This window comes from Candidatus Bathyarchaeota archaeon, from assembly GCA_030739585.1.
Classification (GTDB): Archaea; Thermoproteota; Bathyarchaeia; order TCS64; family TCS64.
Map to the genome: position 1 here is coordinate 29727 of JASLYX010000007.1, position 15515 is coordinate 45241.

14 protein-coding genes are annotated in these 15515 nt (G+C 44.2%); 6 read left to right on the plus strand and 8 right to left on the minus strand.

The features are described 5' to 3' along the window. Positions 1–214: 214 nt before the first annotated feature. Entirely contained in the window at positions 215–1042 is an 828-nt protein-coding gene (locus tag QGG23_06510; GenBank protein MDP6049076.1) for a M55 family metallopeptidase, read from the plus strand. 90 nt (positions 1043–1132) lie between these two features. After that, positions 1133–2713 (plus strand): D-aminoacylase, encoded by a 1581-nt coding sequence (locus QGG23_06515; GenBank protein MDP6049077.1) that lies wholly within the window; start codon positions 1133–1135, stop codon positions 2711–2713. Positions 2714–2891: 178 nt separating this feature from the next. On the opposite strand, the gene QGG23_06520 is transcribed toward QGG23_06515, so the two are convergent. Next, positions 2892–5123 carry an ABC transporter substrate-binding protein gene (locus tag QGG23_06520; protein ID MDP6049078.1) on the minus strand — a complete coding sequence of 744 codons (2232 nt, stop codon included), beginning with the start codon at positions 5121–5123 and terminating at the stop codon, positions 2892–2894. 10 nt (positions 5124–5133) lie between these two features. On the opposite strand from QGG23_06520, the gene QGG23_06525 reads away from it, so the two are divergent. Next, positions 5134–5361, plus strand: a complete 228-nt coding sequence (locus tag QGG23_06525) for a hypothetical protein (protein MDP6049079.1) — start codon at positions 5134–5136, stop codon at positions 5359–5361. 309 nt (positions 5362–5670) lie between these two features. On the opposite strand, the gene QGG23_06530 is transcribed toward QGG23_06525, so the two are convergent. Then, complete coding sequence (locus QGG23_06530; GenBank protein MDP6049080.1) at positions 5671–6843, minus strand: FAD-dependent oxidoreductase; 1173 nt, start codon at positions 6841–6843, stop codon at positions 5671–5673. 167 nt (positions 6844–7010) lie between these two features. Beyond that, on the minus strand, positions 7011–7496 hold the full coding sequence (locus QGG23_06535; GenBank protein ID MDP6049081.1) for a winged helix-turn-helix domain-containing protein: 486 nt from the start codon (positions 7494–7496) through the stop codon (positions 7011–7013). 436 nt (positions 7497–7932) lie between these two features. Here QGG23_06535 and QGG23_06540 point away from each other — a divergent pair, with 436 nt between their 5' ends. Then, positions 7933–8193 (plus strand): hypothetical protein, encoded by a 261-nt coding sequence (locus QGG23_06540; protein MDP6049082.1) that lies wholly within the window; start codon positions 7933–7935, stop codon positions 8191–8193. A gap of 1374 nt (positions 8194–9567) precedes the next feature. Here the strand turns inward: QGG23_06540 and QGG23_06545 are convergent. Then, positions 9568–10395: a M55 family metallopeptidase gene (locus QGG23_06545; protein MDP6049083.1), complete on the minus strand. Its 828-nt coding sequence runs from the start codon at positions 10393–10395 to the stop codon at positions 9568–9570. 159 nt (positions 10396–10554) lie between these two features. On the opposite strand from QGG23_06545, the gene QGG23_06550 reads away from it, so the two are divergent. Both QGG23_06550 and QGG23_06555 read left to right on the plus strand, forming a co-directional pair. Continuing rightward, the gene (locus tag QGG23_06550; GenBank protein MDP6049084.1) at positions 10555–11283 is read left to right on the plus strand and encodes an amidohydrolase family protein; all 729 of its coding nucleotides are present in this window, start codon (positions 10555–10557) and stop codon (positions 11281–11283) included. Further along, positions 11283–12023, plus strand: a complete 741-nt coding sequence (locus QGG23_06555; protein MDP6049085.1) for an amidohydrolase family protein — start codon at positions 11283–11285, stop codon at positions 12021–12023. Before QGG23_06550 ends, QGG23_06555 begins: the two co-directional genes overlap by 1 nt. A 49-nt stretch (positions 12024–12072) precedes the next feature. Here the strand turns inward: QGG23_06555 and QGG23_06560 are convergent, their stop codons facing one another. The 4 genes from QGG23_06560 to QGG23_06575 all read right to left on the minus strand — a co-directional run bounded on the left by QGG23_06560 (position 12073) and on the right by QGG23_06575 (position 15392). Further along, positions 12073–12927 carry a carbon-nitrogen hydrolase family protein gene (locus tag QGG23_06560; GenBank protein MDP6049086.1) on the minus strand — a complete coding sequence of 285 codons (855 nt, stop codon included), beginning with the start codon at positions 12925–12927 and terminating at the stop codon, positions 12073–12075. An 89-nt stretch (positions 12928–13016) separates the two neighbouring features. Further along, positions 13017–13766, minus strand: a complete 750-nt coding sequence (locus QGG23_06565; protein MDP6049087.1) for a class I SAM-dependent methyltransferase — start codon at positions 13764–13766, stop codon at positions 13017–13019. 73 nt (positions 13767–13839) lie between these two features. Beyond that, positions 13840–14589: an amidohydrolase family protein gene (locus tag QGG23_06570; protein ID MDP6049088.1), complete on the minus strand. Its 750-nt coding sequence runs from the start codon at positions 14587–14589 to the stop codon at positions 13840–13842. Next, a complete protein-coding gene (locus QGG23_06575; GenBank protein MDP6049089.1) occupies positions 14586–15392 on the minus strand; it encodes an amidohydrolase family protein in 807 nt (268 codons plus the stop codon). Before QGG23_06575 ends, QGG23_06570 begins: the two co-directional genes overlap by 4 nt. Between the last annotated feature and the right edge of the window lie 123 nt (positions 15393–15515).

Here is a 15515-nt window from a genome sequence, read left to right on the forward strand (position 1 = left end):
ACCAGGTATTTATCGTTATTAAAATAAAGCGAAAATATCCGGAACATCTACCATTGTAAAAAATAAATTATTTAAGAGAAAAGGTTGAGATTTCACCCTAGGTCATAGAAACGCTAGTGAAAAGGATCTTAAACCAGCATTATCTCTCATAGAAAAGCAACAATCACCTGAGAATCATTAAATAAAATGTCGACTAGAACTATATCGACACGATATGAAAGTATACATTTCATTCGATATGGAAGGCGTCTCTGGGATAGCGGGAGGGGGAATGACTGGGCCAAATCCTAGCACACCCTCGGCCTATCCAAGGGGTCAGAGGTTCTCAACTGACGATGTTAAGGCGGCTATCGAGGGAATTCTTGAAGTCGACCCGGATGCGGAGATCTGGTTTAATGATGCTCATGGGAAATCGATGAACGTTTATTTCGAGGAGTTCCCCGAGAACGTCAAGATAGTTATTAACTCGGCGGAGCTCTTTGACGAGGCCCTAGGAATAGACGAGTCTTTCGATGCCCTCATCTGTATCGGCTCTCACGGCCACCTAATTCAGCAGGACGGTGTGCTTAGCCATATATGGGATGTTAGGGAGCTAGAGTATAATGGGAAGAGCATAACCGAAACAGGGCTAAATGCCTCTCTGGCGGGACATTATAAGGTGCCTCTCGTTATGATCTCTGGTGATGAAGATAGCATGGCGTACATATCTGAAAATATTGGGACAGGTTTCGCGACCGCCGCAGTAAAGAAAGGGATAGGAAGGTATGCTGCGGTTTCCGTCCATCCAAAGATGGCTCAAAAGCTCATTAAGGCAGCGGTTATCGACGGCCTAAAGAGGCGCGACGAGATAGCTCCATTCGAGTTTGAGAACCCTATCACGGTGGATATCACCTACAAGGATCATGGTGGGGCCTTTAACAACATGTTCTTCATGCCACAGGACGAGCGGATTTCAGGAGACAAAGTCAGGTTCATAGCTACAAACGCCAAAGAGGCATACTACGGCTTCCTTGCCAGGGACAAATTAAGCAAGAATAAATAGTCTAGCTATAATCTTTATTTTCTTTTTTCATATTTTTTTTGTACCCTAAAAAGGGATTTAAACTCAGAAATTTGATTATAATAGATCGACTTGGATTTTGATTTTCTCCTAGTAAAGGGCCATGTCATCGACGGAACTGGAAATTCCTGGTTTCGAGCGGATGTAGGTATCGCAGGGGACTGCATCAATTCTATTGGGAACCTGAACGGTTTTGGTGCAAAAAGAACCATTGACGCAGACGGGCTCATCGTTGCCCCAGGATTTATTGATATACATGGCCACTCCAGCTATTCGGTGCTTATTGACTCAAGGGTGGAAAGTAAAATCATGCAGGGTATCACCACTGAGGTTTCTGGAAACTGTGGAACGTCCCCTGCCCCAATGAGAGGAGCTGTTAGGGAATACCGGCAAAGGTTCATGGATGCTAGGCTACCTGAAGGTTTTGTCCTCAACTGGGAAACTATGGGAGAGTACCTCGACAAGATAGATGAGCAGGGTGTAGCATTCAATGTTGTACCTCTAGTTGGTCAGGGTAGTGTACGTCAGAATGTTATGGGATTTGAAGACCGAAAGCCAACAAAGGATGAGATGAAGGAGATGTGTATCCTAACGGATGAAGCCCTGAGAGGCGGGGCTTGGGGCATGTCCTCTGGCCTAGTCACTACTCCTAGTTGCTACGCAGATACTCAAGAACTCATTGAGCTTGCAAAGGTCGTTGCACGGCACAACTGCGTTTACTGTATCCATCTCAGGGGGGAGGGAGAGACCCTTTTTAATGCGCTTAATGAGGCCTTTGAGATTGGAAAGAAATCCGGGGTGTCTCTGGAAATTGTTCATTTCAAGGCCTCAGGAAGAGATAACTGGGGCAAAACTGAGGATGGTCTGAGAATGATCGAAGAGGCTCGTGCCAAAGGCCTAGATGTCACTATTGACCAGTATCCCTACATAGCCTCAAGCATCGGTCTTTCAGCCCTTTTGCCTCCTTGGGCTCACAAGGGGGGAAACGATAAGCTCTTGAATAGGCTAAAGGATCCCGAATTTAGGGAAAAGATCAAGAATGGGCCAGCCCGATTAACCAAGAATCTTGATAACGTCATGATCTCGTTTGCCAAGAATAATCCAGATTATGAGGGAATTAGAGTAACTGAGATCGCTAGGTTACAGGATAAGGATCCCTTAGACACTGTTTTTGATATATTATTGGCGGAGAACGCTCAAGTGGGGATGGTTGTCTTTGGTATGTCCGAGGAGGATGTTGAGCGGGTTATGCGTAGCCCTTATATGATGGTCTGCTCAGACGGCGTGGGCGTGTCACCAAGGGGTACCCACAAAAGAGGGAAGCCTCATCCCCGATACTATGGCGCCTTTCCCAGGGTTCTAGGCTACTATGTCCGGGAGAAGGGTATTCTAAGTCTCCAAGAGTCTATCAGGAAGATGACATCATTACCGGCCCAACGGATAGGTCTCAGGGACAGAGGTCTTCTGAGGGAAGGTTTCAAAGCTGATATTGTCATGTTCGACCCCGAGACTGTGAATGACCAGGCTACTTTCACAGATCCACATAGATTTCCAAAGGGGATAAACTATGTGATGATAAACGGGCGCCTTGTCGTCGATGGTGGGGAACAAACAAGAGAAATTCCCGGGAGAGTCTTACGCAAACAAGCCTAAGCATTTCGTTCGATCCAAAGTCCAATATTTTTTGTTGTTTTACAGTCAATAGGTCAATGGATTTGGGTTCTTGGAACCAATAGGCGGAAGTCAAATGGAGTCATTGTATTTGTTTGGTTTCACCGATATGAAATGACCTATTACAATTAAAATAAAAAAAGAAAGAAAATAGTTTAGTTTAAGGAGTTTTTTCTAGTGTGTAGACCCAGCCCGGATCAGTGATCCAAGCTATGCTATACTGGAACCCGGATACATAGTCGTGTGCTGCAAAGAAGGCTGGAGTATAGACTGTAAGCATGCCCGGAATGTCGTCTTCGAGGATTTTCTGGGCATCTATATACAGCGCTTCCTGAGCTGCAGCATCTGAAGTGGCTGTAGCTTCTGCGAGCAAATCGTCAACTTCTGAGCTTCGGTAACCAAATCTACCTGCATATCCTTGTGTTCCTGAGTAGACGTTCTGAATATAGTAAGCATCAGGTCCGTTTTCTGCGACCATGGTTCCAAAAGGCGTTCCTCCGCCGACCAAGTCTCCCCAGGTCGTAACCGTCGGAATCACCTTGAATTTGGGGTTGATGTCTGCAATGGATTGAGCTAATAGCTCACCTAGGACGCCACCAGTATCCGCAGCCCATGCTTGGTATGCATAAGTTATCTGGAAGCCTTCGTCCCAATACTTTCCACCGTATGCCAGTTTGAACTCCTCCTCTGCTTTCACAGGGTCGTACGTGTAAGGGAAGTTCTCATAGTATCCAGGCCATCCAGTATTAAGGACGCCCTTTGCAGGCTCAGCCCATCCGAGGTAGACCTCATTTACATAGGTCTCGTATGGAAGAGAATATGAGAACGCTTTCCTCATATGTACATCTGCGCTAAAGAAGTCTCCTGGTACCTGGTTGTCAGATGGTGCTTTTGTTTCATCAAAGTCATGACCAAAGTAGCAAACCTCTATGAATCCCTCTTGTCTGATGGGAGTTACATAGGTTTGTGATGTTGCTGGTAGGGCAATAACCTGTTCAGCTTGAACGGGAGAAGCTGGGGACATTACGTCAATGTCACCCTCCCGGAACATTAGATATTTAGTTGACCACTCTGAAATGGTGAGGCTTAATATAGTCTCCTCTGGAGCTGGACCCTGCCAGTAGTCATCGAACCGAGTAAGCTGAATCCGCTCACCTTTGGACCACTCCTCTACCATGAAAGGCCCTGAGCCAATAACCCCCTTACCTGCGATGACGCCTTCAACGTCCTCAAAGGCTGGGTCAAGTTCGATGGACCAGTCTCTAGTGTCTCCCAAATACCATGAACCTGCTTCAATGGCTGCTGCTTTTTGGATGATTCCCCTGCCTGGATATGCCACCGTGAATAAGAAAGGTCCATAGGTTCGGGAGAGCTTGAACACAACCGTTTTGTCGTCAGTTGCGTAGATGTGGTCTTCAAGGGCCTCGGTGGTGATAGGTTCACCATATTCGATTCCTAGAAGAGGTTCCACCAAAAGTGCTCCCCAACTCATTCCCTTTCCCATGCTCCGGCGGTATGTATAGACAACGTCATGTGCTGTAAGCGCTGATCCATCCCAGAATTTTATTCCATCCCTCAGTGTGAAGGTATAAGTCAAGCCATCTGCAGAGACATCAAGATCCTTGGCGAGACCACCCTCAAGTGAAGGCTCTGTTCCGCCTGGTAGGAACGCCATAAGAGTGTCGAACAATGCTAGGTCAATCCATCTTCCGACATTTCCTTCCGAGAGTCTCATAGGCTCGAGATGTGATGGAGCGCCCATAGCCATAATCAAAGTATCAGGATTCTTCACAATACCTTGGTAGCTGACAGGCTCCTCAGTGACGATTATAGTTCTTGCCACAGAGTCCTCTTTTGCATTAAGTTTGTTAGTGACAGTTAACACCACGCTATAGCTTCCAGGCTCGTCATAAGTATGGGTTGCAGTTTTACCTGAGGAAACAGATCCGTCACCGAAATCAAAGCTCCAACTTTTAACATTGGAACTGTATGACTGGATGGCGCCTCTCCTCAACCGGTAGTGATAAGATGCACCACCAGAAACCTCTACTTCCTCACCAACCTTCACAACACTTGCTGATGCACCAATGATGGCCACGGGAGGTAGATCAAGGCTGAGCTCTGTAACCTGAGGTCTGTTGATTTTGATAAAGACTGGAGCGGCTATAGTATTAGCCTTACCCCCCTCATCGTCCTCGGCATCAACGTAAATAACGTAGGAGCCGGGGACAGAGTAGGTGTGTTTGACATTTTTACCTAACGCTGTTGTTCCATCGCCAAAGTGCCAAAGATACTTTACTATTTCTCCATCCGGATCAATAGATCCTGCGGCGCTGAAAGAGACAGCTTCACCTAAATCAGCTGAAGTAGAGTAGCCTATTGAAGCGACCACTGGGACCTTATTGTCCGGTAAATCACTTTTTCCACTGGTTTTTGCACTAGGTCTTGCACCAGGTTTAGGTTTCGCTTTAGGAGCAGGTTTTGGATCGGCTTTTGCTTTGGTTTTTGGACTAGCTTCAGGAACGGGTACTGGAATGAATTTTGGACTAGTTTTAGGAGCAGGTCTTGGACTTGATTTAGCTTTAGGTCGTGGACTTGCTTTAGGAGTGGTTGTAGTAGCGGGTTTTTGAGAACTACTGAAGTAGATCAGACCCGCGATAACCACTACAAGTACAACGGCTGCAATAATTAAAGTTTGATTTTGCGAACTTGCTTTTCTTGATTGCATTTTTATTTATTCCTTTGTTGTATATACCCCGTTCTGATAGTTTTAAATAAGTTTATGTTTGAAAGTCTTCTTTTTTCATATTTTGTCTAAAAAAGGAACGATTTTCTCCCTTATTTGATTACAATTATTTCAAAGATTTCTATGAAATTGATCCAAAAATACATGAAAATGCGCTTCATTCATGCAATAAAATGGGAAGAGGTTTTCTACCTCATTTTTTTATTTCCTTTGAAACAGGCTTTTTGAATCTGCTCGGGTTGAAACTGTCGAGCAATGGGTCCCACTCATCATTCATAATATAGTTGGTGAGAATCCTGCCTGTATCAGGGGCCAAGATTACGCCATTGCCACTCATGCCCGTAGCAATTAGGAAACCTTCTACATCTGATTCACCGACTATGGGGAGTTTGTCAAGAGTCACCGATCTATAGCCCAGCCAGTCGTTCACGAGTTCAGCATCAAGAAGTTTAGGTACACTCTCTGCTAATCGGTCTGTGAGGAAGTCGAAAAAGTATTCCTCTGTACCCCCACTGAGGGATAGTTCATCAGGATCCCAGATCCCAGTCTCAATGGCTTTCCCATAGTCCATAGCCATATGGCTTTTGCAGACAAAAACTGCTCGACCCTCTGACCGTGCATACCAATTAGGATATTTGAGTATTGGGAACTCGTAGTCTAGTGGCTCAGTGGTCTTTAAGATAAACACTTCTGCCTTGGTATGAACCAAAGGTAGATCTATACCCGCCAGTGCACCTACCTTATTGGACCAAGGTCCAGCCGCACAGACCACGGTATCAAATTCGTAATCTCCTTTCGAAGACTGTATCCCAGTTACCACACCGTCTTTTGTCTGTATCCCATTCACATTTGCGTGCGTGATGAATTTAGCTCCTTGCTCCCTTGCCCATCGTGCATAGATAAGTGAGGCAGCCGTTGGGTTATTGTAACCATCATCTGGAGTCCAAGCTCCACCGAGTAGTCCCTCAGAGTTCAAGTCTGGGAGATATTTTACGAGTCCCTCTGGATCCTCGATAAACTTGGCGTTGAATCCAGCTAGCTGACTCGCCTCAACGTGCAGCTTCGCCCTTTTCATTTCTGCCTTAGTAGGGCTTACTACGAGTGTCCCCGATTTAATAAACTCGCTTTCCCCGTGGGTGTCATCATTCATTTTCTTATATGTATTTAGGCATGTGACTCTCTGCTTGAAGAACTCATAGGGCAGTGAGTCATCGATAAGGCATAAAGTCCCAGCGGATTTTGCTGTTGTACCCGAGCCAATCTGGTTCTTTTCGAAGACAATAACATCAACATCATCACATTTCGTGAGATGATAGGCGAGGGCAGTACCGATGATCCCAGCACCAATAATACCGATCCGTTTCAAATCATTTTCACCTTAGATTATACAGCATGGATAACCCATTCAAATTGTTAAAAGGTTTCTTAAAAAAAATAATGATTCGGTTTAAACTACTTCAAAGGAAAAATAATGTTCATAGAGAAGAAAAGGACCTTGCCTGTGCATGAAATTATAGCTCGCTTAAAATTATTCTAGGAAGTATGTTGGACTACTCGTTTTCTTCCAAGATCGGTAATACCCCATATACCCCACTTCGGACTGTTCATTTCTCCCTTTTTGATTAAAACAAACCTTACCCATTGAATTCTATTTTCCCATTTATTTGAAGTGGATACTCTTATTTTCAATTCTTCTTCTGAAATTTCGGGAAAACAATCAGTGATTAATGGATAATCATCCATGTTTCTAATTTTATTTGTTAATACTTCTATGGCTTTTTTATCTATATCAAATCCCCATATATAATCACTAATATTTTTATTTTTTAACTTATTATTGTTTTGTCTAAACCATGAATACATTCTTGTTATGAAATTTCCTGTTCCACAAGAAGGATCTAAAACATATTCTATATTGTCATCAACACACAAACTTATTATTAAATCAACAAGATACCTAGGCGTATAATATTTACCTAAAATATATTTCTCATTTTGTTCAGCCATAATCTTTTCCATTGATAATTAATACTTTATTATATATAAAAAAAGATAGATGAATTCAGGACACAATCTGGTTCAATACGCGTGGAGCAACAATGAATACTTTGGCTATCAGCGAATCCGGGAAAGCTGGAATCGAGCCTAAGGATCAATCATGAGCACAGCCGGAAAATGGTTTCAGTAAAAAGGTCAGAAAAACCATAATCGCGGAAATCCGCAGATATATCAAGAGCAGAAATTTCTCAGTCCCGGCTCCTGAGGAATAAAATTTTTTATTTTTTTCTAAGATGATTAAAATGGTTAATAATGAGGGGTCAGAAGAGTTCAAGATTCTTGAGGCTCAGATCTCAGAGCTAAAAGAAGTCGAGAATTGTATTTGAGGATTCAGGCAAAATCTCGAAGGTGAGGCTCGGAAAATCAGATTCGCAAACAAGATCTTGGAGGATCTATATTGTCCGAAGTGGTCGATATTTTTGGGCAGATTTTCGGGATGTTCTCCAATTTCATTATGAATCTCCTGAATGTCCTTGGAGGGAATCTGTCGCCCGTGACCAGAGAAGCGTTGACTGGTTTTTTTCTATTATGTCTGGCTCTTCGTCTGCTAAACGGGGGTCAACAAAAAATCAAACTGGTGGCGAGAAGGTTACAGCGAAAAGACGAGGATGACGACGAAGACGAGGAATATGAATATGTCAGAGTGAGGCGACAATGAGTTCTAATTTTCGATATATGTGTGGTAAATGTGGAACGGAGTTTATAGCCAGCTATCAGCCGTCAAAGAATCCCCGTTGTGTACTCTGTCGTCAAGACCCAGGAACGAAGAAACTCAAAGAACTCGAATCAGAAAAACGTCGTCATATGTTCCTGTTGGGTTAAAGGTGAAAATCCATGAGTGATTTTTACGATGATATTGAACGACGAGCACTAGAAGATGAGAAAATTACTCTCCAGAATCGGGCCAGATTTCAGGAAAAGAAAACCCAGTGGCTGACCACAATTTGTCCCGGTTGTTCGCGGAAAGTAGAATACGCTTTGAAAGAGGGAGTGGTCTTTGACGGAAATTTAAAATGCGGGCATTGTGGAAAATCTTTTCATCTGAGTCGATTGTCTGATTTCATGGGGGAGAAGTAATGATAAATCGAATATTATGATGTTAGAAAGAGATTATCAAGATTATAATAAGATTATAACGAGATTATAATGAGACAATAAGGGAAGTTTTATAAGGATACGGTTGTTCCCTTTCGAATAGGAGATTATAAAATAATGATCCCTGAAACTAGAAATAACCACTATCATCCCACGCATTTTTTTGCGTATGCGTCGAGCGCCCGGAAGGGCGTAGGCATTACAAGAGGAGGGGGTGGTTGAGCGGGAGGCGTGAGCTGGGATAGTGAGGTATTGGGATTGTTATCACACCGATAAATACTCTGAGAGAACAGACAGAAGGGGTTTTTCTTTGGGACGGTGTGTGATTCTTAGAAAGTGATTCAAACTTGAGAAGGACAGGGATGACGAAGATTTCACAGATGTTTCAATCGATGACCTATTTGTGAGCGGAGAGGCGATGTGAAGTGACAGACCAGATTTGGATGATGGGAGAGGAGCTTAAGGCGAGTGTTGAAATTTTCGATCTGATAGCTAAGAATAGAAACATGTTAGGTTGGGACAGGATTATCGCAATGGTTATATAAGAATTCATAAAATCTTTTGGAGGTAGCAATTATAAAAATCGAAATAGGTATGAGCTTCGTTCGGAGATCTCAGCCGTTGGGGTCTGTTTCAGAGATTCGCCTGAGGACTATATTCAAAACATGGTCGAATCTAGTGGAGGTCATATCTGTCTAATTCTGGTTCAGTTGCCGAATGATGACGCTTACCAAGAAGTTCATTATCCAATGGAGACGGCAGGCATCAATGAGGATTGGGAGCTTTGTCATGTGATAAGAGGGATTCATGGGTAGTGAGTCAGGTTAACGCCTCCTCTTTTCTTTTATTTTAAAAAAATAAATTTTTCTAATTCACAGAAAATAACCCTTTATTCATTTCTGAAAAAAGGGTACAATAGATGTAGAACGAAAAGACCTTATCTCTGAGAACTGGCGTGCCTTATCATTGACTGTAATGCTTTATATGCTTCTAGGAATGGACCCTCAAATTTAAGGGTCAGTCCATCAACCCTCTTTGAAAAGGGAGTCATTTCTGCTGCGTCTGCCATCCCTGTATGTTGGAACTCTATCTCAATCGTGGTAGGTTCCTTTATCTCGAATGGTTTGAAATCCTTAATCCGCTTCACAGCCCTATTTGCGCTTTCCTCTAGGAGTTTAGATGAAATTGTAGGGGGTAAGAGTATAGCGGATGTCCGCCCTAGGCCTTTTTTGACCTCCACTGTCTCAATGTCCCCAAAATGTGCTTTACTCTCCTCTACTGCTTTGTTACACCCGCTAAGGAAGGCTATTGGGACTCCAAAGTGTCCCGCAATTGCTGCGTTTATGCCGATTTCCCCCATAGGTACCCCATTTACCCGGAGGACATTTATGGGCGGCAGGAAGGTGTGCTCTATGACGCCCCGATGGGTCCCTCTCATCGGATGCAAACCAACGAGAAATATTGCATCACAGCTCTGATAGACCTCAGACATAACAGAGACGGGCCGACTCGCAGATCTCCCATTCAGGTACCTGATTTCCTCTTCAAGTTTTTCGAAAATCAGGTTTTGACCCCATCCCGCGTGGGAGTCAATAAGATAGACCTCATCTACCCCCGCCTTGACGGCTCCCCGAGCGACTGCATTAATATCGCCTGTGGAGAGGACTCTACTCTGCTCGTAGAACCGCTCGGATCTCCCTGTCTGCTCTGTCTCTAATACTACTCCCGTTACTCCCTCTAAGTCAAAATTTATGATTATCCGCAATTTGTTTCATTCCACGAATATATCAACACGGGGCATGTTTGCTATATCTAATTTCCGACCTAATTAAATGCAAATTCCAAGATATTCTTTAGCATATTTTAAACTAAAACAATGAAGGCTCAAATACCTTGGGATAATAAATATTGTTGGAGACCTATCTTGGTAATCATTGATGCTCATTGCCATCTATCCCCGAGAAGGAGTAAAGCATCCTCATTGGTCGAGAGCATGGATCCTGCAGGAATAGACATGGCCTGTGTCTTCGGAAACGACAATGAGTTCGTGGCCGAAGCTGCAAAAAACTTCCCGGACAGATTTATCCCCTTCGTCTACTTTGATCCCAGGTATGAGGAGATCGGCGTGGAGACAGTGGAAAAATATGCAATAGAGTATGGCTGGAAAGGAGTCAAAGTTGGACATCAGCATGCGGTTGCCCGCTTCATGTATCCAATGATGGAAAAGGCGGAGGAGCATAAAATGATAGTGGTGATTCACTCGGACCACAGCATAAGGAACCACCCTTACGTCATTGGGGATATCGCGAATAGCTTCCCTAAAGTCCCAACTGTTATTCTTCACATGGGTGGGGGTACATGCTTCGACTCAGAGCTTTTGAGTACAAAAATAGCCCAGAAAAACGAAAATATTTACTTGGAAACCTGCTACTCCAATCCCTTCGCCATCAAACAGGCTGTGGAAACGCTGGGCTCTGAACGAATCATGTTTGGTTCAGATGAATCCAACGGGGGATACGGGAGCAGATTTGAAAAGCCAGGTCAGTACCAGGACCTAATGCTCGATGCTGTCAGGGTTATAGGACTCCAAAAAGATCAGGAAGAAGCAGTTCTCGGAGGCACAGCGGCTAAGCTTCTCGGGATTGACAGGTAATGATAATTGATATCCACTCCCACCTAGGGCATCATCCGCTCCAGGACTTCAAGCAGGGACTAGAGGAGATCCTGAGAGACATGGAGACATATGGGATATCTAGAAGTTTCCTCCTCCCGTTTCCTTCTATGAAGATCAAAATTGTCAACGACACTGTGGCCTCCTCAGTGAAAGAACACCCTGAAAAACTAACTGGCTTCTCCGTTCTTAATCCGACGGCAGATGATGCCTTAGAGGAAGTTGAGAGAATTGTGAGTCTAGGATTAAAGGGGGTGATGCTAGATCCTGAGTTCCACAGCGTCTTCCGTCATCAGGCAAAGGTGGAAGAGCTCATGGTACCGTGTATGGACAATAATCTCCCAGTTCTATTCAATACACCAAACATCGAAGTGGGAGAAGGAGCAAGGATGGGCCGAGAGCCTTATTACAATGGACTTAAGAACCTTGCTTTCAAATTTCCCGATGTCAGGTTTGTAGTGAGTCCTTATTGGCCTCGGATAAAGGTACTAATGATAAAGTATTCCAACATATTCATCGATAGTGGAGGCAGGAATGGTATATCGGGGGCAGTCAGACTCATGACGGACATCGGACCCACCAGGGTCTGCTTTGGCTCTGAGTCACCCCAAAACCACCCAGGCCTTGGGGTTAAGGCTATCAGGACCATGAAGATGCCCCCAGTTTACAGAGACCTGTTGCTGGGTAGAAACGCGAAAAGAATCTTTGGAGACATTTTTTAATATAAATGAGGACCATGAGCCCTCCCTTGATATTTTCCAAGTTTGATCCTTAGATATCCTGATTAGATTTCAGTTCTACTATTTTAGCGTACATCTCTGGTCTTCGCTCCTTGACGTAGACTCTGCGTCTCCTCCAATTTTTGTCGTCCTCCAAGTCGATTGTGGCGGTTATTACGCATTCCTCGAATCCAGCTTGAGCCAGCACCTTTCCATTAGGGTTCACAATCATGCTGTTCCCAAAATACTCTTTTCCGCTCTCCTTACCCCCTCTATTTACGAAGACACCAAAAACTCCACTGTCATACGCCCTAGCCCTGTTCACCATAACCCATCTATCGGGATATTGGGCCTTATCCCTCGGGAAGATCACTGAGGGGACCACTACTATCTCTGCCCCTTTGAGAGATAGGACCCTAAATGGCTCCGGAAACTCTCGGTCATAGCAGATTAGTGTCCCTATCTTCCCAATTTCTGTCTGGTAGACGCTGTAGTCTGATCCAGGAGAGAAGTAGAATTTCTCCTCAGGTCTAGGAGGGACATGCGTTTTTCGATATTTCCCAATTATTAACCCATCGGGACCAATAAGAGGAGCCGTGTTGTAAAATTTTCCTGATGTCTGTTTCTCAAAAATGGGGGCAACAATGTATACATGGTATTTCTTTGCGATGTCCCCAATGGCCTTAGTGGTGGGCCCGGGGATGGTCTCAGCCATCTCAAAGAAATTAGGGTTTCGATCCTTAAAGATGTAGAACCCCATGGTAAATAGTTCAGGCAGCACCATGAGGTTCGCCCCTTTATCTACCGCTGTCTCGATTAGATCAATTGCCCTTTCGATATTTGCATCTTTATCAAACGGAGCGCAGTTCATCTGAATTGCAGCTAGTGTAAGATTACATTTATCCATTTTTGATATCCTGCAACTAGGATAACAAGGAAATATAAAAAAGCATAAGCGCACTCAGGTGTCTATGAGAGGATATTTTTTCCTCAAGCTCACTCTTGTCTCTGAAAATATAGATCCAAAAGCGTCTCTCGAGCACCAAGAAACCTCTCTTGATGCTCTTTGACTATTGAGGTGAGGTTGTCAAGGATATACTGTTCCGAAGTATCTGTACCCTCATTGTGATCGCAAAGTGCACCTACAATCCAATACTGAAACTCTGGGTGAGGCCAGTCAAGCGTAATCGATGATAGACCCTGCTCTCTGAATAAGGCTGTCATATGAGCCTCTGTGTACATTACAAAGCCCGGGTATACCCATTTGTCTCCTGTATAGTTGAATTTGCCTTTTGCATATGTGGCGACGAAAAGGGAAGTTGGGCTCATTACTTTCCTTGCTTCTGAAAGACATCTGCGGATATGATGCTGTGAGGCGTGGGAGAAAATGGAGTGTGCTAAAATATAATCAAATTTTCTTCCAAATACAGACAGGGTAAAGTTATCGTCGTTATTGAAGACCGGTTTTTTCACTTTGATTATATCCTCTCCAAGCTCATTTCTTATCCCCTCATCAATAAGCCATTGTTTAGGTTCAATGCCGTAATATCTCCCGGGCAGAAGGAAGGGAATAAAGAGTTTCCCCGCTCTGAGGGATCCACACCCGATATCAAGGAAATAGTGGTTCTCTCTGAGATTTAGGAAGGTGAGCAAGTTAAACTGGTTAGCACTAATTAAATCGTATTTAGCTAATGTCCCCACGAAGCCTTTGTAATCTTGTTCACATTCCCGGGTTCCTACGTTCATGAAAGTACTCCTGTTAACATAAATACAGCAACAATATAGTCTCTCGTTCAGTACTAAAATAAACTTAGGAGGGCTAGAGGAGGTCCTTGAAAATCCTCTCAGCATTGCCGCCGAGGATGAGCTTCCGCTGATATGGTGTAATCTTGGACCATTCCACGGTCTGCTTATGGTTCCCGGTATGGTATCTTGGAGAGCTGGATCCGAATAGAAGTCTTGTGGCACCGAGGCCGGCAACCAAGCTGGATATTCTCCCAGCTGATGCCCCAGCAGAGTCTACGTATAGATTTGAATGTTTCTTGCAGAGTTCTATAATTCCAGGCCAGAATAGGTCAACAATCGTCCTTACCTCAGGGAATCGGCTCATAAGTTCATCTAGGCCATTATACTGCTGAAGTGCGTTGTCATGGCTGTGTCCTACCCTAAGATTGGGTATGCATATGAGGATTGGGAACCCTTTCTCCACCGCCTTCTCAAAGATAGGGGGCAGCATCGGGTTTCCGGGAGTCAACGGTCGCTCCATGCTAAAGTGGAATTCAGGGTCCAACATCAGCCCCTTTAACCCCAGGCCTATAGCCCGGTCTATCTCAAGGAGGGCATCCGGATGTACAGGGTTCACGTTAAAGAAACCTACAAGCTTTTCAGGGTGATTCCTCACTGCCTGCTCAACTCGGTCATTTGCTTCCTTGAAGCGCATTTTAGGGGCAGAGCTAAGGAATGTTTTTTCAATTCCGTATTTTCTCATCTCCCCCAGGATTTCGTCAAGAGTCTGTTCAAACATAAACAACGGATGCTTCCCAAGCTGTGAATGTACGTCAATAATCATATTTTCACCTCAACGCCAAATAATTTAGCAGCATTTAGACCCATAAGTTTGTCCTCCTCTTCTTGAAGGAGGTTAAGGCATCGTATGGTATGCATATGGATCATCATTTCATATGCTTGTTTTTCGTAGCCACTTCCGTATCCTAATCCAGAATTAGACGAGTCCGAGCCGAACATGATCTGATCAGGGCCGAGGATCTCAACCGCCTTCTTTACTGGAAAGGGAGTAGAAAAACAGGTCTCAAGCCAAACGTTAGGATTCTTTTCAGCCATTTTAATCGAAAGCATTTCTGCAGCGGCTGATGTTCTGCCCCCCATATGGAGGATGACCGTTGGTACTTTAGGGAAGGAGTTTGCTAGGTCGCCAATGATATAGGGGTGTCCCCTTACACTATGGTCGGAGTGGATACCAACGACGGCCCCATATTCCTCAGCCTTCTCCATCATTGGATACATCCATCGGGCAACGGCAAATTTATGACCTATCTTGATGCCTTTGAAGGTCTCACTATCTTTTGCCATACAACGATCAATTTCATCAATGCCCTCCTGTTCGTATCTTGGATCAAAATAGATAAAGGGTACAATGCGTCCGGGGTAGTCCACAGCGGCCTGAAGATTAAAGTCATTGTTTTTTCTAAGCTCCTCGATATATTGACCGCCGCTCCCCATAGAGATTATAGTATCCACTCCTGCCGCGTCCATCTTGTCGATCATGGTCTCAACATAAGCTTTGACACCTCTGCGCTCGCCCCTGAGATGAGTGTGCGCGTCAATAACAATCGGATTTTTTCTATCGGTCAAATAGTCACCTGCCATAACATTCCTAAGTCTCTTAATAAAACCAAGCAAGTAAGGTTACATGGGACCAGGAAAATAAGTCCAATAACGTATAGGCGTAGATAGTTTGACGAATATTTATTCATA

Excerpts from the sequence above, each read along its gene's own strand:
- QGG23_06510 (MDP6049076.1), top strand. The coding sequence starts at position 215 with ATGAAAGTATACATTTCATTCGATATGGAAGGCGTCTCTGGGATAGCG.
- QGG23_06535 (MDP6049081.1), bottom strand. The coding sequence starts at position 7,496 with ATGGAAAAGATTATGGCTGAACAAAATGAGAAATATATTTTAGGTAAA.
- QGG23_06555 (MDP6049085.1), top strand. The coding sequence starts at position 11,283 with ATGATAATTGATATCCACTCCCACCTAGGGCATCATCCGCTCCAGGAC.
- QGG23_06560 (MDP6049086.1), bottom strand. The coding sequence starts at position 12,927 with ATGGATAAATGTAATCTTACACTAGCTGCAATTCAGATGAACTGCGCT.
- QGG23_06565 (MDP6049087.1), bottom strand. The coding sequence starts at position 13,766 with ATGAACGTAGGAACCCGGGAATGTGAACAAGATTACAAAGGCTTCGTG.
- QGG23_06570 (MDP6049088.1), bottom strand. The coding sequence starts at position 14,589 with ATGATTATTGACGTACATTCACAGCTTGGGAAGCATCCGTTGTTTATG.